The sequence below is a fragment of the Pseudomonas sp. FW300-N1A1 genome (genome assembly GCF_058789115.1).
On the sequence record NZ_JBYTBK010000007.1, the window covers coordinates 68,284 to 93,898 of the forward strand.

General features: G+C 61.0%; 18 protein-coding genes. 3 read left to right on the plus strand and 15 right to left on the minus strand.

The window, feature by feature from the left end; all coding sequences use genetic code 11:
• Positions 1 to 110 precede the first annotated feature (110 nt).
• Both msbA and AC3WQN_RS07720 read right to left on the minus strand, forming a co-directional pair.
• Positions 111 to 1,919 (minus strand): lipid A export permease/ATP-binding protein MsbA, encoded by a 1,809-nt coding sequence (gene msbA / locus AC3WQN_RS07715; RefSeq protein ID WP_103398918.1) that lies wholly within the window; start codon positions 1,917 to 1,919, stop codon positions 111 to 113.
• 15 nt (positions 1,920 to 1,934) lie between these two features.
• Positions 1,935 to 3,107 carry an O-antigen ligase family protein gene (locus tag AC3WQN_RS07720; RefSeq protein WP_103398917.1) on the minus strand — a complete coding sequence of 391 codons (1,173 nt, stop codon included), beginning with the start codon at positions 3,105 to 3,107 and terminating at the stop codon, positions 1,935 to 1,937.
• A gap of 109 nt (positions 3,108 to 3,216) precedes the next feature.
• Here AC3WQN_RS07720 and AC3WQN_RS07725 point away from each other — a divergent pair, with 109 nt between their 5' ends.
• Entirely contained in the window at positions 3,217 to 3,822 is a 606-nt protein-coding gene (locus AC3WQN_RS07725; protein WP_103398916.1) for a BUD32 family EKC/KEOPS complex subunit, read from the plus strand.
• On the opposite strand, the gene AC3WQN_RS07730 is transcribed toward AC3WQN_RS07725, so the two are convergent.
• From AC3WQN_RS07730 to glnE, 13 genes are all read right to left on the minus strand, one after another.
• Positions 3,808 to 4,911 carry a glycosyltransferase gene (locus AC3WQN_RS07730; protein ID WP_103398915.1) on the minus strand — a complete coding sequence of 368 codons (1,104 nt, stop codon included), beginning with the start codon at positions 4,909 to 4,911 and terminating at the stop codon, positions 3,808 to 3,810. The genes AC3WQN_RS07725 and AC3WQN_RS07730 overlap by 15 nt on opposite strands.
• A gap of 109 nt (positions 4,912 to 5,020) precedes the next feature.
• Positions 5,021 to 5,977 carry a glycosyltransferase family protein gene (locus AC3WQN_RS07735; protein WP_103398914.1) on the minus strand — a complete coding sequence of 319 codons (957 nt, stop codon included), beginning with the start codon at positions 5,975 to 5,977 and terminating at the stop codon, positions 5,021 to 5,023.
• 84 nt (positions 5,978 to 6,061) lie between these two features.
• Positions 6,062 to 7,465 carry a PIG-L deacetylase family protein gene (locus AC3WQN_RS07740; protein WP_103398913.1) on the minus strand — a complete coding sequence of 468 codons (1,404 nt, stop codon included), beginning with the start codon at positions 7,463 to 7,465 and terminating at the stop codon, positions 6,062 to 6,064.
• 8 nt (positions 7,466 to 7,473) lie between these two features.
• On the minus strand, positions 7,474 to 8,370 hold the full coding sequence (locus AC3WQN_RS07745; protein WP_103398912.1) for an antimicrobial resistance protein Mig-14: 897 nt from the start codon (positions 8,368 to 8,370) through the stop codon (positions 7,474 to 7,476).
• Positions 8,370 to 9,500: a glycosyltransferase gene (locus AC3WQN_RS07750; protein ID WP_103398911.1), complete on the minus strand. Its 1,131-nt coding sequence runs from the start codon at positions 9,498 to 9,500 to the stop codon at positions 8,370 to 8,372. The genes AC3WQN_RS07745 and AC3WQN_RS07750 overlap by 1 nt, the downstream gene beginning before the upstream one ends.
• Positions 9,484 to 11,241: a carbamoyltransferase family protein gene (locus tag AC3WQN_RS07755; RefSeq protein WP_103398910.1), complete on the minus strand. Its 1,758-nt coding sequence runs from the start codon at positions 11,239 to 11,241 to the stop codon at positions 9,484 to 9,486. Before AC3WQN_RS07755 ends, AC3WQN_RS07750 begins: the two co-directional genes overlap by 17 nt.
• Before the next feature lie 279 nt (positions 11,242 to 11,520).
• Positions 11,521 to 12,972 (minus strand): lipopolysaccharide kinase InaA family protein, encoded by a 1,452-nt coding sequence (locus tag AC3WQN_RS07760; RefSeq protein ID WP_103398909.1) that lies wholly within the window; start codon positions 12,970 to 12,972, stop codon positions 11,521 to 11,523.
• The gene (locus AC3WQN_RS07765) at positions 12,972 to 13,724 is read right to left on the minus strand and encodes a lipopolysaccharide kinase InaA family protein (protein WP_103398964.1); all 753 of its coding nucleotides are present in this window, start codon (positions 13,722 to 13,724) and stop codon (positions 12,972 to 12,974) included. Before AC3WQN_RS07765 ends, AC3WQN_RS07760 begins: the two co-directional genes overlap by 1 nt.
• Before the next feature lie 52 nt (positions 13,725 to 13,776).
• Positions 13,777 to 14,583, minus strand: a complete 807-nt coding sequence (gene rfaP / locus AC3WQN_RS07770; RefSeq protein ID WP_103398908.1) for a lipopolysaccharide core heptose(I) kinase RfaP — start codon at positions 14,581 to 14,583, stop codon at positions 13,777 to 13,779.
• On the minus strand, positions 14,583 to 15,704 hold the full coding sequence (locus AC3WQN_RS07775; RefSeq protein WP_103398907.1) for a glycosyltransferase family 4 protein: 1,122 nt from the start codon (positions 15,702 to 15,704) through the stop codon (positions 14,583 to 14,585). Before AC3WQN_RS07775 ends, rfaP begins: the two co-directional genes overlap by 1 nt.
• Entirely contained in the window at positions 15,704 to 16,765 is a 1,062-nt protein-coding gene (gene rfaC / locus AC3WQN_RS07780) for a lipopolysaccharide heptosyltransferase RfaC (RefSeq protein WP_103398906.1), read from the minus strand. Before rfaC ends, AC3WQN_RS07775 begins: the two co-directional genes overlap by 1 nt.
• A gap of 1 nt (position 16,766) precedes the next feature.
• Complete coding sequence (waaF, locus tag AC3WQN_RS07785; protein ID WP_103398905.1) at positions 16,767 to 17,801, minus strand: lipopolysaccharide heptosyltransferase II; 1,035 nt, start codon at positions 17,799 to 17,801, stop codon at positions 16,767 to 16,769.
• Positions 17,802 to 17,937: 136 nt separating this feature from the next.
• Complete coding sequence (glnE, locus tag AC3WQN_RS07790; protein WP_103398904.1) at positions 17,938 to 20,877, minus strand: bifunctional [glutamate--ammonia ligase]-adenylyl-L-tyrosine phosphorylase/[glutamate--ammonia-ligase] adenylyltransferase; 2,940 nt, start codon at positions 20,875 to 20,877, stop codon at positions 17,938 to 17,940.
• 383 nt (positions 20,878 to 21,260) lie between these two features.
• On the opposite strand from glnE, the gene aceE reads away from it, so the two are divergent.
• Both aceE and aceF read left to right on the plus strand, forming a co-directional pair.
• Positions 21,261 to 23,906: a pyruvate dehydrogenase (acetyl-transferring), homodimeric type gene (aceE, locus tag AC3WQN_RS07795; RefSeq protein ID WP_103398903.1), complete on the plus strand. Its 2,646-nt coding sequence runs from the start codon at positions 21,261 to 21,263 to the stop codon at positions 23,904 to 23,906.
• 11 nt (positions 23,907 to 23,917) lie between these two features.
• Positions 23,918 to 25,546 (plus strand): dihydrolipoyllysine-residue acetyltransferase, encoded by a 1,629-nt coding sequence (aceF, locus tag AC3WQN_RS07800; RefSeq protein WP_103398902.1) that lies wholly within the window; start codon positions 23,918 to 23,920, stop codon positions 25,544 to 25,546.
• The last annotated feature ends 69 nt before the right edge of the window (positions 25,547 to 25,615 follow it).

Here is a 25,615-nt window from a genome sequence, read left to right on the forward strand (position 1 = left end):
GCAAATAGAGGGAGGCTTTCAGGGTGGGCCAGGGCACACGAATGCAAGGCAACGGGCGCATTGCGCGCCCGCACGCTTGAGGGTGAACAATGTCCACCCCGAGGTTTACTTCAGGTGATGTTCACCGGAGTTGGTTCGTCCAGGCCCATGGCATGCAGACGGGAGTAGTACCCGCCTTGCGCCAGCAGCTCGGTATGAGTGCCCCGCTCGACAATTTCACCGTGATCCATCACCAGGATCAGGTCCGCCTTTTCAATGGTCGACAGGCGGTGTGCAATCACCAGCGTGGTACGGCCCTTCATGACTTTATCCAGGGCGGCCTGGATATGCCGCTCGGATTCGGTGTCCAGTGCCGAGGTCGCCTCGTCGAGGATCAGCAACGGCGCGTTTTTCAACAACGCACGAGCGATCGCCAGGCGCTGACGCTGCCCGCCGGAGAGCAATACACCGTTCTCGCCGACTTCAGTATCCAAACCTTGCGGCAGTTGGGAGATGAAGTCCATCGCGTAAGCGTCTTCAGCGGCTTTCTCGATGTCTGCACGCGGTGCGCCCGCCAGATCGCCATAGGCGATGTTGTTGGCGACCGTGTCGTTGAACAGGGTCACGTGCTGTGTAACCTGCGCCACGTGCTTGCGCAGGTTACGCAGGCGATACTCTTCGATCTCCACGTCATCGAGCAGTATTTTCCCGCTCTCATGATGGTAGAAACGCGGGATCAGGCTGGCCAGCGTCGACTTGCCGCTGCCCGAACGACCGACCAGTGCGATCATCTGCCCCGGCGCAGCCGTGAAGCTGATGTCCTTGAGCACTTCGCGATCGGTGCCCGGGTAAGTGAAGCTCAGCTTTTGCACATCCAGACGGCCGCTGATGCGTTCGCGCTCGATCGTCCCGTTGTCGACTTCCGGCTCGACGTCCAGTTGCTCAAAGATGCTCTCGGCGCCGGCCACGCCCTTTTGAATGGTCGAACTGACTTCCGACAATTGGCGAATCGGCTTGGGCAGCAAGCCGGCGGCAGTAATGTAGGCCACCAGATCACCGGCCGTCGCATCGCCGCGCAGAAACAGCACCAGGAACATCAACGACGCCATGGCGGTGTAGATCACCAACTGCAGCGCAGGCGTGTAGATTGCGCTGGTCCGGGTCATGCGCAGCTGCTTGTTGGTATTGCTCTGGCTGGCGCGGGCAAAGCGTTGTTCTTCGTAGCTTTCACCACCAAAGCTGCGTACCACCCGATAGCCCTGAATGGTCTCGGACGCCACGTGCGTGACGTCCCCCATCGCTACCTGGATCCTCTTGCTTTGCTTGCGGAATTTCTTGCTGGTATTACCGACCATGAAGGAAATAATCGGCAGAATCGCCAGCATCACCAGGGTCAGCTTCCAGTTCATCCACAGCAGGTAGGCAAACAGGAAGATAACCGTCAGGCCTTCACGAATCACCACCTTGATGGCATCCGTTGCCGCGCCAGTGACCATGGTTACGTTGAAGGTGATGCGTGAGATCAAATGCCCCGAGTTGTGGGTATCGAAATAACGGTTAGGCAGCACCAGCAGCTTGTTGAACAGCTCTACCCGCAGGTCATGGACCAGCCCCAGGGAAACCTTGGCCAGGTAGTAGTTGCTCAGAAACGAGCCAAGCCCCTGCCACGCCGCGATCAGAATGATCAGCAGGGGCACGGCGACCAACAGTTGCAAATCCTGCAGATAAGGCACATTGGGGAAGAGCACCGCTTCAGGGTTGCTCAAACCGTCGACGAAATATTTGAGAATCCCGGCCAGCATCGGCTGAGTGGAGGCAAATATGACGAAGCCCACAATACTCAACAGGAAAATACCGATGTAGGGTTTTACGTACCCCAGCAGTCGCAAATAGATTTTCAGGCTTGAATCCTGTTCCGCTTTGGGCGGTGCTGCACTCATCGTAGAGCTCACTTCTTAGGTAGAACGCGGAATTTTATCACAGGCGTTGTACTTGGCCTGTGTCCATACCAAAACGGTGGCCAGGCCAACCGGTAGCCAACTGATGAACCATTCGGCCCGCGGCGTGCCACTGATACTGGCCGCATCAAATTGCATTGCCAGAAACGAGAACATCCAGATGCCGATGATACCCCGCCCATAGAGCGTTTCGCGGGCTCGCCAGGCCTCACGCAATACCGCAAACCAGACCGCGCTCCACAGCAATAGTCCGGGCACCCCCAACTCGATGGCGATATGGGTGAACAGGTTGTGGGAGTGATCAAACTGCAAGCCTGCAGCCGACACCGAGTAGGCAGACCCCATGCCCAGGCCGCGCAACGGATGCTGCGCAATCATGTCCAGGCTGGCCATGAATATTTGTGGTCGGAACGACGCACCGCGAGCCATCACCAGTGGTTCGAGCAACCAGAAAGCCACCATCGTCAGCGCCAAAGCGGTCGCCGCGACGATGCGGCTCTGTCGGTCACGGCACCAGATCGGCATGGCGATGATCGTCAATAGCAAGGCCAGCGCAGCGCCGCGACTCTGGGAGAGCAGGACAAAACCTGCAAGAAACGCCAGCGCCACCGCCCAGCCCACCTGCACCCAGCGGTTGCGCGGCACCCAATGGGATAACCAGACAGCTGCCAGCCCCAGCACATACCCCCCCAGGATCGGGTGAGCCAGTTCTCCCAGCCCCACGAGGCGTGCCATCAGGGCATTGCCGTCGATCACATAGAACTTGATGGCCGCCAGCAACGCGGTCAACGCCAACCCCAGGCCGCCCCACTGCATGAGGCGAATCACTCGCTCCGGACGGGCATTGGCCAGGATCGGAAAAAACAGCAGGAACACGATGATGTACAACGACCGCTTGGCCCCCCGTGACGGTTCCTCGTCATGGGTCCAGGTCAGCGTGAGCAAAGCCCATAACCCCAGCCCGAGCACACTCAGGCATAGCAGGCGCTGCCCTTGCCAAAGCTCCAGCAATCGGGCGCGCATCGACCAGGCAAAAAACAGGGTCGGCAACCAGAGAAACGCAACCAGCCCCTGCTGATAGATCTTGTTGGTAGGTGCAAATGCAATAGCGAGCAAAAACCATAACAGACCTGTCGCCATCCAAACCTGCGCCCAGCGCGTTTCCCGCATCTACCTACTCCCGCCAAATAATTCGACTGCCAACATGGCATGGTGAAAACCACAACTTTTCGGCATCATTGCTCGCCAATACGCCCCATTTTTCTACAAGGCTGACTCCATGCAATGCTCCCGGCTTCCCAATGCCGCTTTAAATCAATTGGTTGACGGCGCCAGAGTACTAGAAGCGGACAGCTTCGGCCCGAAAGTCTTCCTTTTGCCGGACGGGAACATCCTTAAACTGTTTCGTCGCAAGCGACTGCTCTCCTCGGCACTGCTTCGCCCTTACTCCAAGCGTTTCATCGACAATGCCGTGCAGCTGGAAAAGATAGGGATTCCAACCTTGCGGGCACTCCAGTTCCATCAACTGGAAACACCTGGCATGACCGCCGTCCTCTACCGCCCCCTGCCAGGGGAAACGCTGCGCCAGATCGCGGGGAAAGACGGCTTCGACTGGCAACAGTCGCTACCTGCACTGACTGTGTTCATTCGCCAGCTGCACAGCGCCGGGGTCTACTTCCGCTCCCTGCACCTGGGCAACATCGTGGTGACACCCGACAACCAGTACGGCCTGATCGATGTCGCCGACATGCGTTTCCTCCGTGGGCCGTTGCCGCACCATCTAGTCAAGCGCAACCTGCAGCACTTCGCGCGCTATATTGACCGAGAGAAACTGAACAAGAGCTTTCCAATGCAGTCACTGGAACAGTCCCTACTGTCGGCATGACAGCAGGCTCCGGGCAGCCTGACAGAACTCCTGCCAGGTGCCTCCTGGAGAGAGTACAGCGGATTGGTCCTCTGCGACCTGTCCGGGAGCGACGTCGAAAGCTTGGATCAGCGCCGCGCTCCAGGCATTCGGATCTTCTGTCGTGGCGTACCAACCCGCCTGCGCCAACTGCTCGCGAAACACCGCCAGCTCGCTGGTCAGGACCGGAACACCCGCCAGCACCGCTTCTTGCAGAATCAGGCCAAGGCCTTCTTCCAGCGACGGGATAGCCACCCAGTCGAAAGCCCGATACAGCGTTGCGGCATCATCCAGATGCCCTGGCATCGAAATCCTGTCGCGCAAACCGAGCCGACTGATCTGCTCTTGCAACGCGGTACGCGCCTGACCTTCGCCGACGATCACCAGGTGCATCTGCGGACGTTGCTCCAAAGCCTTGGCAAAGGCTTCGATCAAACACGCAAACCCCTTGTTACCGACCAGGCGACCCACAGCCCCCACGACTGGCGTGTCATCGACGGGCAATTGCAGCCGGGCACGGGCCTGGTCGCGGGACAGCAACCGGGAGCGGAAGTCCGTCGGGTCAAGCGCGCTGCGTAGCGTGACGACCGGGACCTGCAGGTCCCTCTCAAGGGAGTTGGCCAAGGTTTGGGAGACCGCCGCGACGGTCAGTTGCGCAGGAGGGAGTTGGCGCAGCAAGGTACGATCTGCCGCCTTGATCCGGGTTTCCCCGTGAAAGAGCACCACGGCCCGCAGTTGCGGTAGTTTTTTCAGAACCGGCAACAACGCTCGGGCCGTACCCAAGCCATCAAGCAACACTACCTGTACATCAGTGCCCTTGAGGGCCTGATAGAAACGCCGCTGCAGCCATGGCTTGAGCAGCGTCCAGACATGCTTGCCCTTGAGCTGGGCAGAGGAGAGATGCCATTCGCGGGACTGGCCAATATCGGCGGAACAACCCCGCACATCGCCCTTCAACAGCCAGGTATTGACCGGAGTGCCGGGATCCACCTGAGCCAGTATCTGCCGATGAACCTTGTGCACCGAAGCAAAGGCTGAACCACCGGACCACATGACATTGAGGATACTCATCGAGCGGGGAGCCCTTTTTCACATCGGCTTGCGACACTGCTGAGCCTCAACAATGCCCTATGCCTGGCCGTTTTGATTACACGTGCTTTCAATCGCTGGCAACGCCCTGTCAAATGCCCAGCTTCTGGCGCCATTGCTCGAGCAGGCTCAATGGCGCTCGAGGCCGCAACGCCGGCTGGAGCTCTTCCACGATACGCTGGCCAACCCGCGCAAAGCTGAACTGGCTGACCGCCAGATCCCGTCCGTTACGGGCAATGTTCGCCGCCAGTTCAGGATCGGCACGCAACCGGGCGAGCTTTTCCTGCAACTGCGCAATGTCACGATAGAACACGATGTTGTGCATGTCCTGCAGCCCCAGGGCGCGGCTTTCCGCCTCTCCCTGATCGTAGGCCAAAAGCACGCAACCGCAGGCCATCGCTTCAAAATTCTTGATCATGAACTCGCCCATGCCCACGTCGGCACTGACGAAAAACCGGATACGGTTGAGCGTGTCGCGATACTCATCACCGGACTTGGTACGGGTTACCACCAAGGGCTCGACACTCGCCAACTCGTCGAGCAGTGCTTTACGACCGCTGTAGGCGACGCTGTTGGTACTGCCGACGAACGCCAGCTCGATATCCCGTTCGCCCCCTTGATCCTGCAACAAGCTCTGATCATAGCCCTTGGGCACGAACACCGCGTCGAAGCCCTCCTCGCGCAGACGCTCGGCGACCACAAAGCCGGAACTGATCACTCGCGCCCAAGGCAGCCTGCGGTAGTGCGCACTGAACTTGCCGGTGTACTTGCAAGGGATGTAGTTCTGGTAGGCATCGTGTTCGAGAATCACCAGGTTGGGGATGCTGCGAATAAAGCTCACCTGGCGGATTTCCTGCTTGAAGCGCAGGAAAAATACGATGCGGTCATAACGCGACACATCCACTTCACGACGGAAGTAGCGGCGCAGGTTGCGCTGCTCGTCACTGCTCAGCCAGCGCAGGTCGCACTCGCAATGAGCCGCCACGCCCTCATACAAGCGGTCCAGGATGGCCCGCTGTTCTTTCTGCACCAGAAACAGAACTTTCATCGTCTTCCTTACAGCGCACAACGGCCGAAAAGAGCGCAGGGAGTCACCTGCCGGGTCAGTAGAAATACTTCACGCACTATCAACTTACAAACGCCAGAACAGCTCGTGGCGGCGCACAGCCTTGCGAAAGAACTCGTTTTCGCCATAGGGCGACCCCGAACGCCCCGCCAATACCCGCTGTAGCCCGCGACGCAAGCGGCGCTTGAAGGGTGCGGGGGGCTGCAAGTCATGCATCATCCCCAGCGCCATCGCCTTGTCACGCTGTTGCTCGATCGACAGTGACAAACAGTAAGGGTGCAATACCTGAGCCGGGTCAAACACCGGTGGCAATGCTATCCCGGCCCCCGAGTCGCCCATGGGCCAGCGGTCATTGTCATGCAGGTGATTAGCGTAGCCGAGCACGGCCGCAGGCTGCCATTCAAGACCGTTCAAAGCCTCCAGTACAGCTTGCTGTGCGCAGATGTGATCGGGATGGGGATCGAGGGAGGTGTGGGGCAGCACAATCACCTCAGGGCGCGCCTTGAGCAATAGCGCGCGCAAATCCGCCAACAGGTTGTTCCAGGTCGGTTGGCCATCGAGGTCCGCTGGCAACGCAAACGCGTTGAGCTGACGAAACGGGCGAACATCGACCAGATCCGCTTCGCGAGACCCGACGGGCTGATGCGGTGCAGCCTGCATGGCCGGCAACTGCAGGCAGAAATAGCCCAGCTGTACGCACTGTGCCTCAGGCACTCCGGCCCAGCGCGGCACGGCAATACTGTCCCAGGCCCGCAGACGGCCCTTGAGCCGCGAGGCCTCGACGGCATTCAGGCCCATCTGTTGATAGTGCCCGGCTTCAATTTCACCGGCCGTCAGCGTGACAATCCAGGTGTCGGCGGCCTGGCTGTACAAGCCGAATGCGGCCAGTTCAGCATCGTCGGCATGGGGCGCAATCACCATCACCCGTTGCTGGCGATAGTCTGGCTGCTCGAATGACCAGAGCACCGGCTCACCCAGCACGCGACAGAAACGCCCGCGCACCCGCAATTGCCCTTGGGAAAGCACAGGCGCCTGACCACTGAGATTGAGATAACGCAGGCCGTTTACCCCACGCTCGAAGGTTTGCCGATCCGGGTGGTCACCGCCGATCAGCGTCACCAGCGGATCGATAAACCGCCCCAGCCAGGTGCTCTTGACCCGCAACGCCAGGATCAACGTGGTGTCATCGGCCAGCATGACGCCGTCGTCCAGCAGCAAGCGATCACCGTCCAGGCGTACCTTGGGTTGCGCCGTGTACGGCGGGAAGCTGTACTGGTAGTCATCGTTGGGAGAGTAGAACAGATGGTCGGCAAACCATGCCTCATGGGCCACCCAGGCCACGACCGCCAGTACCAGCGGCAGCCACCAGGCAACCAGTACGCCGACAACGATCAGCAGCACCAGGGCGACCAACAGGCCAAGGCGCTTGTTGCGGCGATGACGCTTGAGCAGTTGTTGTTTGCGGCTCATGGGCTGGCTCATACGGTGAAGACCGGCACCGGGTTGCACCAACGGTCCTTGTACTCGCGATCAGCACGGCCAAATGAGAAGCGCAGTGGCTTGTCGATGGACCTTGCCTGCTCCCAGGCGCTTTGGGTATTGAGGAAGCTCAACACGCTGCCGGGGCTGAATTCACGGGTTTCGGGGTCAACGCCGCCATTGATGTACTCGATGCTGATCCACTGCGGCGCCTCCACTCGGTACACCAACTGAATCGCAATGGGTGCATCGTTGAGGAAGATCACCGAGCCGATCAGCAACTCGCGCAGCAACTCGAGCACTTCGCCCATCCGTGCCGCGCCAGTGGCCGGGAAACCCCAGCGGCGCTGGAACAGATCGCAGTAAATCGCCGCCAGCTCCTGGCTGGTGAAGTCGCTGACCGGCCGCACGACGCCACCCGCTTCCTCCAGCAGGCGCAGTTCACGGCGCTGGTTGTAGCGGAATTTTTTCGACAGCTCTTCAGGTGTGCGTGCCATGGCCAACTGTTCGGCCTGCAACTTGAGGCCGGCAAAACGACCTTCATTGAGCGCCGACAGATAACGCGCGCGATGACGCAGCATGGCTTGGGTATCGGGTGCCGCCGGCAGGATCAACTCGGCATTGCCGAGATCGAACAAGCCCTTCTTGCCGTGACGCTTGAGCACATCCTTGGACAGTGCCAGATCGCGCCCCCAGGTCGGAATCGACGCTTTCAGCTCGCCGCCCTGCTCCCAGGCCAGGTAACGCACCGGGATACCGGCCAGATGAGCCAGACGCTCGACCACCAGCGGATGAGTCGCGACACTGCCACCAAAGCGCTGCCAGGCATCGCTGTAGGTCGACGCATCGACAACGGACCAGCCACGCTCGCGCCAGCCTTGAAATCGGTTGAGCATCAAGCCCTCGCCGTCAGTTCAATGACATGCGGCAGGCGCCAGAACGCATCGCGTACCGCAAGATCCGAAAAGCGCTCACGCAAGCGCTCAAGCATCATCTCGGCACATATCTGGCGCTCGCGCTGATCCATCACGGCCAGGTGCTGCAGCCCTTGCGCCAGATGTTCGGCATCCCCCAGCGGGAACAGAATACCGACACCTTCGACCACTTCCTTCGCCCCACCGCACGCGGTGGCCAGCAACGGCACGCCCGCCGTCATGGCTTCGAGCAGCACCATGCCGAACGGTTCGTGGTCGGAACTCAAGGCAAACACATCAAAGGCACGGAAATAGCGCCGTGCGTCCGGCACCTGGCCGAGAAACAGCACGCGATCACCAATGCCAAGTTCGCGGGCCAGTTCCTTGAGGTCCTGTTCCAGACGCCCACTGCCCAGGATCGCCAGTTGACTGTCGAGCGGCAGGCGCGGCAATGCCAGGGCAAAGCCATGGAGCAAGGTCGCCTGGTCCTTGTCGGGGTGCAGGCGGCCAACGTTGCCGACTACCCATGCGTCTGGCGACAGGCCCAGGGCATCACGCGCCTCATCGAAAGACACCTGGCTGGCTTGCAAGGCATCGACATCGATGCGGTTGTAGAGTGTTTGAATCCGCGCGGCAGGCCATTTAGGCAAGCAACGACGCATGTCGTCGCGCACGGCATCGGAAACCCCGAGCAGGCTCAGGCGCTTGCGAAAAACATGGGCGAACAGCTGACGCGTGCGCCGCTGGTAATCACCAAAGGCATGATGCACGCCGATCACCGGCAAGGATGTACCAAGCAAGGCGATATAGATCGGCTTGAACCGGTGGGCGATACAGAAACTGAAATTGCGCGACTGGGCGATCTTGCGCAGATCGGCAATCGCCGACAGCTTCAGGCCACGAATGGCCTTGGAGCTGTACTCCATGAACAGCACTTCATCAGACGCACAGCCTGCGGCAATGTCGGCATCGGCAACCCCGGTGAGAAACACCGTGGTCACGCGATAACCAGACCCTGCGAACAGGCTGGCGTACTGACGGGCACAGTCCAGGAACGGCCCGTCATAGCCGTGGCAGAACTGCAGCACATGGCGCTCAGCCGAGCGTGTCATAAGCGTCCGCGCCGTCTTTGACCACCAGAATGTCTTCCATGATCAGATACTGTAGATCGGAACCGAAGAACATGTTCAGGGCGTCCGTCGGCGAGCAGATCATCGGCTCGCCACGGCGGTTCAGCGAGGTGTTCAGCGACACGCCGTTACCGGTCAGCACTTCCAGCGCTTTCATCATGTCGTAGTAGCGCGGGTTGTATTCGCGCTTGAGCACCTGGGCACGGGACGTACCGTCCTCATGGACGACTTCCGGCACACGGGTTTTCCACTCTTCAGCCACTTCAAAGGTGAAGGTCATGAAGGGGGCTGGGTGATCGATCTTGATCATCTGCGGCGCCACGGTGTCGAGCATCGACGGGCAGAAAGGCCTCCAGCGCTCGCGGAACTTGATCTGGTGGTTGATCCGGTCAGCCACGCCCGCAATGCTCGGGCAACCGATGATCGAACGACCGCCCAAGGCACGCGGACCAAACTCCATGCGGCCCTGGAACCAGGCTACCGGGTTGCCCTCGACCATGATTTTGGCGATCTGCTCCGGCATGTTGTCGAGCTTGCGCCATTTCGGCTTGTCGGCATGGCGGGCGCAGGCCGCGATCACGTCTTCGTTGCTGTACGACGGGCCGAGGTAGACGTGCTCCATCTTCTCGACCGGTACGCCACGGGCGTGGGACACATAGGCTGCCGCGCCGACTGCTGTGCCGGCATCGCCGGATGCAGGCTGGACGAACAGCTCTTTGACGTCGTCGCGGGCGATGATTTTCTGGTTCAGCTTGACGTTCAACGCACAGCCACCGGCATAGGCCAGTTTGCCGGTTTCCTTGAGCACGTCGCCCAGGTAGTAGTCGATCATCTGCAGCGAAATTTTTTCGAACAGCGCTTGAATGCTGGCGGCGTAGTGGATGTAAGGCTCGTCGGCGATGTCGCCTTCGCGCTTTGGACCCAGCCACTCGATCAGCTTCGGCGAGAAGTAGTAACCCTTGCCCTTCTCTTTGTAGCGACGCAGGCCGATGACGTTGGCGTAGTCGGTGTTGATTACCAGCTCACCGTTTTCGAACGAAGCCAGGCGCGAGAAATCGTATTTGCTGGCGTCGCCGTACGGCGCCATGCCCATGACCTTGAACTCACCGTCGAGCATGTCGAAACCGAGGAACTCGGTGATCGCGCCGTACAGGCCGCCGAGGGAGTCCGGATCGAAGAATTCCTTGATCTTGTGGATCTTGCCGTTTTCGCCGTAGCCGAAGAAGGTCGTGGCGTACTCGCCCTTGCCGTCGATGCCCAAGATCGCGGTTTTCTCTTTGAAACCGGAGCAGTGATAAGCGCTGGAGGCGTGGGCCAGGTGGTGTTCGACCGGCTCGATCTTGATCTTCTTCGGATCAAAACCCAGTTGCTCCAGGCACCAGACGATTTTGTTGCGATAGCGCTTGTAGCGACGGTTGCCCATCAGGATCGCGTCGAGTGCACGGTCCGGGGCGTACCAGTAACGCTTGGCGTACTGCCAGCGGGCCTTGCCGAACAGGCTGATCGGAGCGAACGGAATCGCTACCACGTCAACGTCGGAAGGCTTGATGCCCGCCTGCTCCAGGCAGAACTTCGCCGATTCGTAAGGCATGCGGTTCTTTGCATGTTTATCGCGTACGAAGCGCTCTTCTTCAGCAGCCGCGACCAGCTTGCCGTCGATGTACAGGGCTGCGGAAGGATCATGGCTAAGGGCGCCGGACAGGCCAAGAATCGTCAATGCCACAGGGGTCTAGCCTCTTTAGTCTGCATGCAGGCGACACGCGCCTGGAAATAATGTGCTCCTGCACAAAGGCAAGAAGCAGCTAAAGGGCGGGATTATAGCGTAAAGATGGTGGAAGTGACCCAGAGGTTGTTTGTCACACAAACATCGCCAGTGACAGCGCGTTGCCATGGCTTTGGCTATTGCTCCACCCACCCCTTCGGGAGGCCCGGCACCCGGGGTGTGAGGGCCGCCTTTGCTGGCAGCCCGGTTCCTACAGTACGAGCCCTGTTGCGGTCCGCATCAATGAGCGCTATCAACCTGCTTGGGCAACCGCTGATCAATCACCCGGTACAACGCCGAATCCTCGGACCAGTTACGCATGAACCGCGCCCGATCCCGCGCATACGCCGGGGCGAAACTGCTGGACGAGCGGTGCTGACACATCGAATCCAGGTCGATCAACGACCAGCGATCCTTGTCCCAGAACAGGTTATGCCCCTTGAAGTCGCCATGACTGATCCGTTCGGCGATCAACTCGGCGAACAGCTTGTCCAGCGCCAGCAGCTCGGCTTCAGGCGCCTCGCCACTCTCGACGTAGGGCGCAAAGCGCTCGATGATGTCGGGCCCCGGCAGGTACTCGGTGATCAGATAGGCCCGACTGCGCAACCAGTAAAAACGCTTTTCCAGCAGCGCCAGCGGCTTGGGCGTCGCAATGCCGAGGAAGGCCAGGCGATTGCCTTCGCGCCACGAATGCCAGGCCCGGCTCGGGCGCCAGAAACGCTTGAGCCAGTGGGCAAAACCCTTGATGTTGTAGCGCTTGACCACCAGCGTGCGACCCGCCACCTCGACTTTGCCAACGCTCGCCGCACCGCCGGTCTTGTACAAGTGCCCCTGATCCAGCAAGGCATCGGCCTGTTCCAGCACCGGCAGCATGGCGGCTTCTTCTTCGCGGCGAATCGCGCGCAAGCCAAACGCCCCGCGCTGCACACTGAACAGCGAGCAGTCACGGCCAACCTTGATCAGGAAGTCCTTCAGTCGCCAGCCTTGAACCTTTCGCACCTGCTTTTGCAACGCCTCCAAAGGCAATGCGTGCTCGCTATTGCTCAACAGGTAATGCACGAGCAACTCTTCGGTGAACGGCTCCAGGGACTTGGGCAACTGAGCGAAAAACACCCCAAGATTCTCCAGCACCTTTTCCCGGGACAGCGGCTTTCCAGCCTGCTCCACGCGGATCCCGGCACCGTCGATCAAGTACAGCTTGCCGTCGTGACGCAGCAGGTTGTCCAGGTGCAGGTCTGCCTGCCACAGGCCCTTGCTGTGCATCTGACCGATGACGGCCAGTGCTTCGGCGAGGACCGCTGCTTGTTCATCCGCCAGCACGGGCCTTGCTTCAACCTCCTGCCAGGCATCGCCGAGGCTTTCGGCGCCTTCAAGAAACTCGAACAGCAGCCAACCGCCCTCACCGTCTTTCAGGCCATCGGCCAGCAGCAATGGCGTCGTCAGACCTTGGGCGGCGAGCAGACGCACGCCATCGAGCTCACGCTGAAAATGTCGCGCAGCCTTGCTGCCCACCAGCAACTTGGCCAGCACCGGACGCCCGCGCCAGATACCCGCGCCGACATAACGCTGCCCTGGCAGCACCCGCAACAGACTGAGCAACTGTAGCTGCGCCGTGCCCGCGGCATCCGCCAACTCGACACTCAACGGCAGGCTTGGCGTACGCCCGGCGCCTTTCAGCCCTGACAACCGCATCAACGCACTCCCTTGTGACTGCGTCGAGCGGACAAGCGCCCGAGCCAGGCATCCACCAGGGCACTGTCGACGGGTTGATCCAGGTAGGCCGCCAGCAACAGCCGGACATCCCCGGTACTCCAGATCGGCGCCCGCCGCAGCAATGGCTCCAGGTCCTTGGCCCGATCACGCTGACCGAACAGCAGGGGACGGGTTTTCTCCAGGTCGATCAGTTGCGCCCGGTAGTCGTCGCCAGCCGCCTGCAAAAAGATGTGCTTGGGATAAAAACACCCATGGGCCTGGCGCGCGCCGTGCAGTTGGCGCGCCAGCACCCCGCAGGCACGCAGGATGGCCTGTTGCTGCGAATCACTGAGCTGCGGCCACTGTTGCAGCAGCGAATCCAGATCGTCCCAGCCATCCAGCGCACGCGTCAGCAAGATCGCCCTGACCTCGCCGTCGACTTTGCGCTCGCCAAAAAACACCGCCTCCAGCGCCGGGATACCCATCTGCCGGTAACGGCTGATGTTGCGAAACTCACGAGCGAAACTGGGCTCACCGAACGGGCGGTGCAAGGTTCGCATCAGGTAATTGCTCTGACGCTTGAGGTAATAACCGTGACCCTCCAGGTCCAACCGGAACACACTGCTCCAGCCACCACCCGAGGTGTTGGGCTCATCCACCGCCTCAAGCTCCCGGGCCCACAGGGCATCGAACGTGGCCAGGCCGTGGCGTTCAAACAGTTCACGGTCGTCAGCGGCCAGAAAGTCAGTCATTGGCTTCTCTCGAAAAATGTCACCACCGGCGTCTTGCGGCTCGAAGCCCGCATCAGAGCGCATCTCCATAGCGCTGCTTGCGCTCATACAGCTTGTTGGCCTTGCCGTCGAGCCAGGCCAGCAACGACGCCTCTTCGCGCAGGATCTGGCGCAATGGCTGGAGGAAATAGCCCTTGAGGAAACGCAGCTTGTCGCGGCGCGTCAGGCCAATGTCCAGCGCCGAAAAGTACAGCGCCGCCAGGTCCTTGTTGCGCCAGCGCCTGGTGATCGCCGGGCGGGTCTGGGCGCGGTGCAAGTCGATGAGCGAAAGCTTGAAGTCGTCGGCCGTGACCGGCTTGTCGGTGTGCAACAGGAAGTGGCAGATGTAGCAGTCGCGGTGGTTGACCCCAGCGCGGTGCATCATGCCGGTCATGCGCGCCACTTCAGCAATCAGCGCACGCTTGAGCCTCGGTGCAGGTGGCTGCTTGAGCCAATCGAGGCTGAAGTCTTCCAGGCTGACCGTCGGTGCCAGCTCTTCGGTGACGATGAACGAGTGCTGGTCGGCCGGATTGCTACCCCGCTCGCCATAAGCGACGGCGGTCATGGTGGGCACACCGGCTTCCTGCAAGCGCTGGATCGCCCGCCATTCCTGGCCCGCGCCCAGAACCGGCAACTTGGCGGTGAGCAGATTCTTGAAGATTTCGCCCCAGCCAATACCACGGTGAATTTTCACGAAAAACCCGTTCCCGCCCACTTCAGTGCGCAGGGTACGGCGAGCTTCGAGCTCACGGTAAACCTCGCCCTTCAGGCCTTCGACTTCGGTGAACGCATCGCGTCCAGCCCAAAGGCTCTTGAACGGTTCGGCAAGAATCAACTTCATCAGTGTTGCTCCGCCAGAATCACATCCGCCGCATGTTGCGGCATGCTGTAGAGGTCGGCCGTGTCGGCGAACGCCAAGCCATTACGGCTCCAGGCCGCACGCGCTGCGTCATCGCTCAACATGGTCGTCAGGTACTGCGTGAGCTGCGCCTGCTCAAATGGCTCGTCCAGCACCAGGCCGCTATCGGCCTCGGCGATGTAATGCGCATAACCGCACACCGCACTCACCAGCACCGGCAAACCGGCCACCAGCGCTTCAAGCAGCACCGTCCCGGTATTTTCGTTGTACGCCGGATGGATCAAGAGGTCGGCGCCCAGCAGGAAGCGCGGAATATCGCTGCGCCCCTTGAGGAATTGCACGTTGTCGCCAAGGCCCAGCGCAGCACTCTGCAACTGGAATACTTTGGGGTCGTCCTGACCGATAACAAACAACCGGGTGCGCTTACGCAGTTCCGCCGGCAGCGCAGCCAGTGCCTTGAGGCTGCGATCGACGCCCTTGGTCTTGAACCCGGAGCCGATTTGCACCAGCAGCAATTCGTCGTCGCCCAAGGCGAATTCGCGGCGAAAATCCGCGCGAATCTCGGCGGCGTTGGGCGGCGCCCGACGGTCCTGGGCAATCCCCGGCGGCAGCAGGTGGAAGCGCTCGATAGGTGTGTCGTAATGCTTGATGAACAGCGGCTGCTGCACTTCGGAGATCATCAGCACTTCGGTTTTCGCGTCTTTGGCAAACACCGCGCGCTCGTACTCGGCGAAGTGCCGGTAGCGACCCCAGCGCCGGTACAACGAGTTGCGCAGGTTCTGGGCCTTGTCCTCAAAGCAGCCGTCGGCGGCGTAGTAGACGTCCAGGCCCGGCATCTTGTTGAAACCGATCAGCCGGTCCACCGGACGCTTGGCCAGGTCGGCCGCCATCCAGGCACTGAGCTTCTCGTTGCGTCGATGGTTGAAGATCGCCTTGACCGGCGCCACCAGCACTTCGAAACCCGGAGGCACATCCCCCTCCCAGATCAGCGTGTAAACGCGAATTTGATGCCCTCGCTGCTGACATTCCAACGCAATGCGCATGAAATCACGCTGCAAGCCGCCAAACGGGAAATATTTATAAAGGACAAAAGCCAATTGCATCAGCGCAGCTCCTCAGCCATTAACATCGTGCTCAGTCGGCTCGCGACACGCTCGGGATTCAGGCGAGTGAAGCACAACGGCCACTCGCGCTTGAGATCGAACCGACGCTGATCTTCAGCCGTCGGTTGATAAGTACATTTCTTTTGCAGGCAGGGCGCGCACGGGAAGTCGCTCGCCATGTGCACCTGGCTCTTGCCATAGGCGCCCGTCAGGCCCGGATTGGTCGGGCCAAACAGCGACACTGTCGGCACGTCCAGCGCGGCGGCCAGATGGCCGAGACCGGTATCCACCGCCACGCAAGCCTGCGCGCCGGCCAGCACCCTGGCCACGCCGGCCAGGTTCAGCTTGGGCAACACTTCGGCGTTGCGCAGGCCCTGAGCGATACGCTCGGCACGCGCCTTCTCCGCTGGGTTGCCCCACGGCAGCTTCACCGCCATGCCCATCTGCCCCATGCGCTCGGCCAGTTCACGCCAGTAGGCTTCCGGCCAGTGCTTGGTGTCCCACGTGGTGCCGTGCAGGAACAGCACATAGGGATTCTTGCGCGGCAGTTCGACCAGGCGCTCGACGTTCAGACCATAGTCACCCAAGCCTTGCGGCAGGTCGTAGCCCAGCGCCACCGCGAACAGCTGGCGCAAGCGCTCGACCGCATGCTGACCGCGTGCCACCGCCAGTCGCCGCGAGTAAAAGCGCGCGGCCAGGGGTTCACGGGCCGAATGCTGGTCCAGCCCGGCCACCGGGGCTTTGACATAGCGTGTCAGCCAGGCGCTCTTGAGCAGGCCCTGGGCATCGATCACCAGATCATATTTTGTCGCGCGCACGTTTTGCTTGAAGCGCTTCCACTCACCGCTCTTGAGGGTTTGCCAGATGTTCTTGCGCCAGCGACGGATCGCCACCGGAATCACCTTGTCCACTGCCGGGTGCCAGGTCGGGATTTCGGCGAAGCCTTCTTCCACCACCCAGTCGAACTTGATCCCCGGGATTGCCCGCGCCGCATCGGTCAGCGCTGGCAACGCATGGATCACGTCACCCAGCGAAGAGGTCTTGATCAACAGTACCCGCAACTTAATGGACCTCGACCACGGAGCCCTGCAGTCGCTGCAAGGCATCGTTCACCGGATCCGGCGTCAGTTGACGCAGGCAGTTGTAATGGCCAAAACGGCAGGTGCGATCAAAGCAAGGGCTGCATTCGATACCCAGGCGCACGATCTCGACATGCTCGGCCAGTGGCGGGGTAAAGCCCGGCGAAGTCGAACCGTAGATCGCCACCAGCGGGCGGTTCAGCGCGGCGGCCACATGCATCAGGCCCGAGTCGTTGGACACCACCGAGTCAGCGCAGGACATCAGGTCGATGGCCTCGGCCAGCGAGGTGCCGCCACTGAGGTTCGTCGCCTCTTCACGCAGGCCCGGAATCAAGCGCGCGCGGATGTCTTCGCCGACGGCGTGATCGTTTTTCGAGCCGAACAGCCAGACTTGCCAGCCTTCGCGAATCTTCGTCTCGGCGACCTTGGCGTAGTGCTCGGATGGCCAGCGCTTGGCTTCGCCAAACTCGGCACCTGGACACAGCGCCAGCACCGGACGGTCAAGGGTCAAGCCGAACTTGGCCAGCGCGGCGTGGCGGCTGGTCGAATCGATTTGCAGGCTTGGACGCGGGTACGGCGTGGGCAACTCGGTACCCGGCTCATATGCCAGCGCCATGAAACGCTCGATCATCAGCGGGTAACGGTCTTTATCCAGGGTGCGCACATCATTGAGCAGGCCGTAGCGGAACTCGCCACGCCAACCGGTGCGTTTGGCAATACCGGCAAAAAACGGCACCAGCGCCGACTTCAGCGAGTTGGGCAGCAAGATTGCCTGATCGTACTGGCCGGCCAGGGACTTGCCGATCCGACGCCGCGTCGCCAACTCCAGCGCGCCATGACCGAGCGGGAAGCTCAAGGCCTGGCGAACTTCGGGCATGCGCTCGAGGATCGGCCGACTCCACTCGGGGGCCAGCACGTCGATCTCGCACTGTGGGTGACGCTGCTTCAGACACTGGAAGAGTGTCTGAGCCATCACCATGTCACCGACCCAACTGGGCCCAACGATCAGAATTCTCATAGTTATCCACAAACGAGCGGGGAGGCATGACCAGTCTTCCTGGCGGCCTCCCCGTCTTATTTATCCAGGCTTTATGTGAGTAGTGTACGCCACTCGGCAATCCTGCATTTTGCTTGCCCCGCCTGACGGCGCCTCGTCAGCTCAAACCCAGCCACGCCCAGATCCGCAGGACCTCACGCCGCTCGGCGGCAAACTGATCCCCCGGCACCACCCCGGCTTCATTCTGCAAAGCCTGACGGTGCGCCGCGGAGCGATAGGCTTTATAGACCTCTCGCAGCAGGCTGGCATCTTCGGCGGGCATCAACCCGACCTCCTCGAGCCCCTCCAGAATGCGGATATTATCCGTATAACGCAGCAGCGAAGGGTGGGTGTCGGACCACGCCAGGGCAGCGTATTGCACCATAAATTCAATATCGACGATACCACCGGCATCCTGCTTGAGATCAAACGGCGCCGTGGCTTCGAAGGCATTGGCAGCGGTGCCGGCAGCGGTGCTCTTGGTCCCCAGGTTGTCGCGCATCTTGGCGCGCATCTCACTGACTTCCTGCCGCAGCTTGGACAAGTCCCGGGCACGCCCCAGCACCTTGGCACGAACCTTCTCGAAGGACTGCCCAACATCCTGACTGCCCACCAACACCCGCGCCCGCACCAGCGCCTGATGCTCCCAGGTCCAGGCTTCGTTCTCCTGATAGCGCTCGAACGCGCCGAGCGAGCTGACCAGCAGCCCCGACGCCCCCGAAGGCCGCAAGCGCATGTCGACTTCATACAACTGGCCGGAGTTGGTCTGAGTGGTCAGCAAATGAATGATCCGCTGGCCCAGCCGGGTAAAGAACTGCGCGCCATCGATGGGCTTGGGCCCATCGGTTTCGGCCACAGGGTCTGCGTCGTGGATAAACACCAGGTCCAGGTCCGAACCATGTCCGAGCTCCAGCCCGCCGACCTTGCCGTAACCGACAATCACAAAGCCCGGGTCACACAGGGTGCCGTCGGGGCGTTGTGGCGCGCCATACTTGGCTGCCGTCTGCCGCCAGGCCAGCGCCAGCACCTGTTCCAGAATCGCTTCGGCGAGCCAGGTCAGGTAATCGCTGACCTTCATCAACGGCAGGCTGCCGGCAATTTCCGAGGCCGCCACGCGCAAGCGGTGCGCCAGCTTGAAATGGCGCAAGGCTTCCATCTGCTGCTCGAGGTCATCCTCGGGGATGCGCGTCAGGCGCTCACGCAGTTCGGCGGCCAGCTCCGGTGCCAGCGGCGGCTTGAACAGCCGGCCTTCATTGAGCAACTCGTCGAGCAGCAGCGGGAAGCGGGTGATCTGCTCGGCAATCCACGGACTGGCCGCACACAAGGTCAGCAACCGACGCAGCGCGCCAGGGTTTTCCGTGAGCAGTACCAGATACGCCGAGCGCCGCGCCACCGCTTCAACCAGTGGCAACACCCGCTCCAGCACCAGGTCCGGATTGGCGTGCTCCACGGCCTGGGCCAGCAAACGGGGGATAAAGGCATCGAGACGCTCGCGCCCCAGGCGCTGCATCGCTCGCAACTGCGGACTGCCACGCAGACCGGCGAGCGCCTTGAGCGCCTTGGGCGCATCGGCAAAGCCGCCCTCTTCCAACTGGCGGCAAGCGGCCTCTTCGTCCTGGGCTTCTTCCCAGAGTGGCAGCCACTCACCGCCGACCACCACTTCGCTTTCCTCGCCGTCCTCTTCATCCGGATCGGCAATCACTTGGCGAAAGTGCCAGTCGACCCGACCGCGCCAATACATCAGTTGCTCATGGAACGCCGTCCAATTGGCAAACCCCAGCATAAAAGCAATGCGCGCCTGGTCCTGCTCGCTGTCGGGGAGCATTTGCGTCTGCCGGTCGGCAATCGCCTGAATCGCGTGCTCGGTGTAACGCAGGAACTCATAGCCCTCGCGCAACTCGCTGATGACCGCCGGCGGCAAATACCCCTGCCCCTCCAACGTGCCAAGGACTTTTAATAGGGGACGCTGCTGTAGACTCAGGTCGCGGCCGCCGTGAATCAGCTGGAAGGCCTGGGCAATAAACTCGACCTCCCGGATCCCGCCGGCCCCCAGCTTGATATTGTCGGCCATGCCCTTGCGCCGCACTTCCTGCTGGATCAGCTGTTTCATGGTGCGCAGCGCTTCAATCGCCGAGAAATCCAGGTAACGCCGATAGACGAAGGGACGCAGCAGGTCGAGCAATTGCGCGCCCGCCTGCTGATCACCGGCCACCACCCGCGCCTTGATCATCGCGTAGCGCTCCCAGTCGCGGCCCTGGTCCTGGTAATACTGTTCCAGTGCATTGAAGCTGAGCACCAGTGCACCGGACGAGCCGTAGGGGCGCAGGCGCATGTCGACGCGGAAGACAAAACCATCGACGGTGATCGGGTCCAGCGCCTTGATCAAGCGCTGCCCCAGGCGAATGAAGAACTCCTGGTTGTCCAGCGCCCGCTTCACCCCAACCGTTTCGCCACCCTCGGGGTAGGCGAAGATCAGGTCGATGTCGGAGGACAGGTTGAGCTCCACCGCACCGAGCTTGCCCATGCCCAGAATCACCATCTGCTGCGGCTCGCCGCTGCGCCAGCCCATGGGCGTACCAAATTGCTGGCAGTGGCGCTGGTACAACCATTGATAGGCCTGATCGATGCAGGCATCGGCCATGTCGGACAGGTCGCGGCACGTCTGGACCAGGTCGGCCTGGCGGGTCAGGTCACGCCAGACAATCCGCACCTGCTGCCGATTGCGCTGACGACGCAGGACCCGGCCCAACTCATCATCCGTGGCGGCACTTTGCGCGGCGGCGGCGATTTGCCCGCACAGCTCGCCGGGGGCGAAGGCGCGATCCAGTTCCCCGGACTGGGCAAGCGTGAGCAGCATCAAGGGATCACGCACGCACTGTTCAATGACAAAGTCGCTGGCGGCCGTTACCCGGGCGAAGTCCGCCCAGCGTTCAGGCGTCCAGGAAGACAGGCCATGATCGTTATCCAGCGCGGCGACGGCGGCGCGAAAGGATTGCTCGGCGCGGCTGACAAACGGCAGGAGAATGGCGGGCAGCGGGGCAAGCGAAGGGAGGCTCATGGTCTATCCTTGATCGGCGTAGAAGGGGCGGTCTGTAGTGATCGCATCAAATGCACTACGCAAAGGACTGTCGAACAAAAGTTAGAAATAGCTGAAATGTCTGTTTTTTTGGTAGCCAGCATCAAGCTTTTACCTTTTCTGGTTGGCTAAAGACCAAGAGTAACGATTATTCTCACAACGAAACAGGAGGCCACAAGCCGTACTTCTGTAGTTTTACTACTCGTATATACATTCGAAAGGCTGAAATGGCCGACGATTTGTAGTAAAACTACACGCCGCCGAGTCAACCTACCGGCAATCCAAGAATTCATAACGTCTGCCCACAAGGCCAGTCGCTAACTCAGGCAACCGATTCTGGTAGCCTTTCCGCCCTGGAGCAAGCCATGCAAGACCTCGATCCCGTCGAAACCCAGGAATGGCTGGACGCCCTGGAATCGGTTCTCGACAAAGAAGGCGAAGACCGTGCTCACTATCTGATGACCCGTATGGGCGAACTTGCGACCCGCAGTGGCTCGCAGCTCCCTTACGCCATCACCACGCCGTACCGCAACACCATCCCCGTGACCCACGAAGCACGCATGCCTGGCGACCTGTTCATGGAACGCCGCATTCGCTCGTTGGTACGCTGGAACGCGATGGCCATGGTGATGCGTACGAACCTGAAAGATTCTGACCTGGGCGGTCACATCTCCAGCTTCGCCTCCAGCGCAACCCTGTATGACATCGGCTTCAACTACTTCTTCCAGGCCCCGACCGACGAACACGGCGGCGACCTGATCTACTTCCAGGGTCACACCTCGCCAGGCGTTTACGCCCGTGCGTTCATGGAAGGCCGCATCACCGAAGACCAGATGAACAACTTCCGCCAGGAAGTCGACGGCCAGGGCTTGTCGTCCTATCCGCACCCTTGGCTGATGCCTGACTTCTGGCAGTTCCCGACCGTATCCATGGGTCTGGGCCCGATCCAGGCGATCTACCAGGCACGTTTCATGAAGTACCTGGAACACCGAGGCTTCATCCAGCCAGGCAAACAGAAAGTCTGGTGCTTCCTGGGCGACGGCGAGTGCGACGAGCCGGAATCCCTGGGCGCCATCTCCCTGGCCGGCCGCGAGAAGCTGGACAACCTGATCTTCGTCATCAACTGCAACCTGCAGCGCCTCGACGGCCCGGTTCGCGGCAACGGCAAGATCATCCAGGAACTCGAAGGCGTGTTCCGCGGTGCTCAGTGGAACGTGACCAAAGTCATCTGGGGCCGTTTCTGGGACCCACTGCTGGCCAAGGACGTCGACGGCATCCTGCAACGCCGCATGGACGAAGTCATCGACGGCGAGTACCAGAACTACAAAGCCAAAGACGGCGCATTCGTGCGTGAACACTTCTTCAACACGCCGGAACTCAAGGCGATGGTTGAAGACCTGTCCGACGACGAGATCTGGAAACTCAACCGTGGCGGCCACGACCCGTACAAGGTCTACGCGGCCTACCACGAAGCGGTCAACCACAAAGAACAACCGACCGTCATCCTGGCCAAGACCATCAAGGGTTATGGCACCGGCGCCGGCGAAGCGAAGAACACCGCGCACAACACCAAGAAGGTCGATGTCGACAGCCTGAAGTTGTTCCGCGATCGTTTCGACATCCCGGTCAAAGACGACGAACTCGAAAACCTGCCGTTCTTCAAACCGGAAGAAGGCAGCGCCGAAGCCCGTTACCTGAGCGAGCGCCGTACCGCACTGGGCGGTTTCGTGCCTCAGCGTCGTGCGAAGAGCTTCAGCATCCCGACCCCGCCACTGGACACCCTCAAGGCAATCCTGGACGGCTCGGGCGACCGTGAAATCTCCACTACCATGGCCTTCGTGCGAATCCTCGCGCAACTGGTCAAGGACAAGGAAATCGGCCCGCGCATCGTTCCGATCATCCCGGACGAAGCCCGTACCTTCGGTATGGAAGGCATGTTCCGTCAGTTGGGCATCTACTCGTCCGTCGGCCAGCTCTACGAGCCAGTCGATAAAGACCAGGTGATGTTCTACAAGGAAGACCAGAAGGGCCAGATCCTCGAAGAAGGCATCAACGAAGCGGGCGCCATGAGCTCCTTCATCGCGGCCGGTACTTCGTACTCCAGCCACAACCAGCCGATGCTGCCGTTCTACATCTTCTACTCGATGTTCGGCTTCCAGCGTATCGGCGACCTGGCCTGGGCCGCTGGCGACAGCCGTACCCGTGGCTTCCTGATCGGCGGCACCGCCGGCCGTACCACCCTGAACGGTGAAGGCCTGCAACACGAAGACGGTCACAGCCACCTGCTGGCTTCCACCATCCCGAACTGCCGCACCTACGATCCGACCTACGGCTACGAGCTGGCGGTGATCATTCAGGACGGCATGCAGAAGATGACCGAAGAGCAACAGGACGTCTTCTACTACATCACCGTGATGAACGAGTCGTACCAGCAGCCAGCCATGCCGGCCGGTGCCGAAGAAGGCATCAAGAAAGGCATGTACCTGCTCGAAGAAGACAACCGCGAAGCGGCGCACCACGTTCAGCTGATGGGCTCCGGCACCATCCTGCGTGAAGTCCGCGAAGCGGCGAAGATCCTGCGTGAAGAGTTCAACGTCGGCGCTGACGTGTGGAGCGTTACCAGCTTCAACGAACTGCGTCGCGACGGTCTGGCCGTTGAGCGCACCAACCGCCTGCACCCGGGCCAGAAGCCTAAGTTGAGCTACGTTGAAGAGTGCCTGAACGGCCGTAAAGGTCCGGTCATTGCCTCTACCGACTATATGAAACTGTTCGCCGAGCAGATCCGTCAGTGGGTACCGTCCAAGGAATTCAAAGTCCTGGGCACCGACGGTTTCGGCCGCAGCGACAGCCGCAAGAAACTGCGTCATTTCTTCGAAGTCGACCGTCATTTCGTGGTGTTGGCAGCCCTTGAAGCACTGGCTGATCGCGGTGACATCGAACCCAAGGTCGTGGCTGAAGCCATCGCCAAGTTCGGTATCAACCCGGAAAAACGCAACCCACTGGACTGCTGAGGAGAGACTCTGTGAGCGAACTCATTCGCGTACCTGACATCGGCAGCGGTGAAGGTGAAGTAATTGAACTGATGGTCAAGGTCGGTGATCGCATCGAAGCTGACCAGAGCCTGCTGACACTTGAGTCGGACAAGGCGAGCATGGAGATTCCGGCCCCCAAGGCCGGTGTCATCAAGAGCCTGAAAGTGAAGCTGGGCGATCGCCTGAAAGAAGGCGACGAGCTGATGGAACTGGAAGTCGAGGGTGCCGCTGCGGCACCCGAGGCGCCAGCCGCCGCTCCTGCTCCGGCCGCCGCGGCTCCTGCTGCTGCGCCAGCACCAGCTGCTGCTCCAGCGCCAGCGGCGGCACCTGCTGCCGCCACCATCCAGGACATCCACGTCCCGGATATCGGCTCATCGGGCAAGGCCAAGATCATCGAGCTGCTGGTCAAGGTCGGCGACACCGTCGAGGCTGATCAATCGCTGATCACCCTGGAGTCCGACAAGGCCAGCATGGAAATCCCTTCGCCGGCTGCCGGCGTGGTGGAAAGCATCGCGGTCAAACTCGAAGACGAAGTCGGCACTGGCGACTTTATCCTCAAATTGAAAGTGGCGGGTGCTGCGGCACCGGCTGCGCCAGCGCAAGCGGCGGCTCCCGCGCCAGCGGCAGCACCGGCTGCGGCACCGGCACCGGCTGTCAAAGCCGAGGCTGCGCCAGCCCCGGTTGCAGCACCTGCGCCAAGCGGCGCCAAGGTGCACGCAGGTCCGGCAGTACGCCAGCTGGCCCGCGAGTTCGGCGTCGAACTGAATGCCGTGAGCCCAAGCGGCCCACACGGCCGTGTGCTCAAGGAAGACGTACAGGTTTACGTCAAAGCCATGATGCAGAAGGCCAAAGAGGCTCCAGCTGCAGGCGCAACCAGCGGTGCCGGCATTCCACCGATTCCGGTCGTGGACTTCAGCCGCTTCGGTGAAACCGAAGAAGTGCCGATGACCCGCCTGATGCAGATCGGCGCGTCGAGCCTCCATCGCAGCTGGCTGAACATTCCGCACGTGACTCAGTTCGACTCGGCTGATATCACCGAGCTGGAAGCGTTCCGCATCGCTCAGAAAGCCGTTGCAGAGAAGGCTGGCGTCAAGCTGACCATCCTGCCGCTGCTGCTCAAGTCGTGCGCGCACCTGCTCAAGGAACTGCCGGACTTCAACAGTTCGCTGGCGCCAAGCGGCAAGGCGATCATCCGCAAGAAGTACGTGAACATCGGCTTCGCGGTCGACACCCCGGATGGCCTGCTGGTACCGGTCATCAAGAACGTCGACCAGAAGAGCCTGTTGCAACTGGCAGCCGAAGCCGCCGCGCTGGCAGCCAAAGCCCGCGACAAAAAGCTCACCGCTGACGACATGCAAGGCGCCTGCTTCACCATTTCCAGCCTCGGCCACATTGGCGGCACCGGCTTCACGCCGATCGTCAACGCGCCGGAAGTGGCGATCCTCGGTGTTTCCAAGGCAACCATCCAGCCTGTCTGGGACGGTAAAGCCTTCCAGCCGAAACTGATGCTGCCACTGTCGCTGTCCTACGACCACCGTGTGATCAACGGCGCCGCTGCGGCCCGTTTCACCAAGCGTCTGAGTGACCTGCTGGGCGACATCCGCACTATCCTGCTGTAAGACCGGGCGGCCCTCCCTCAACGGAGGGCCACTCGCGTTCCACGTTTTCCGAGCGCCACGCTCGTACCT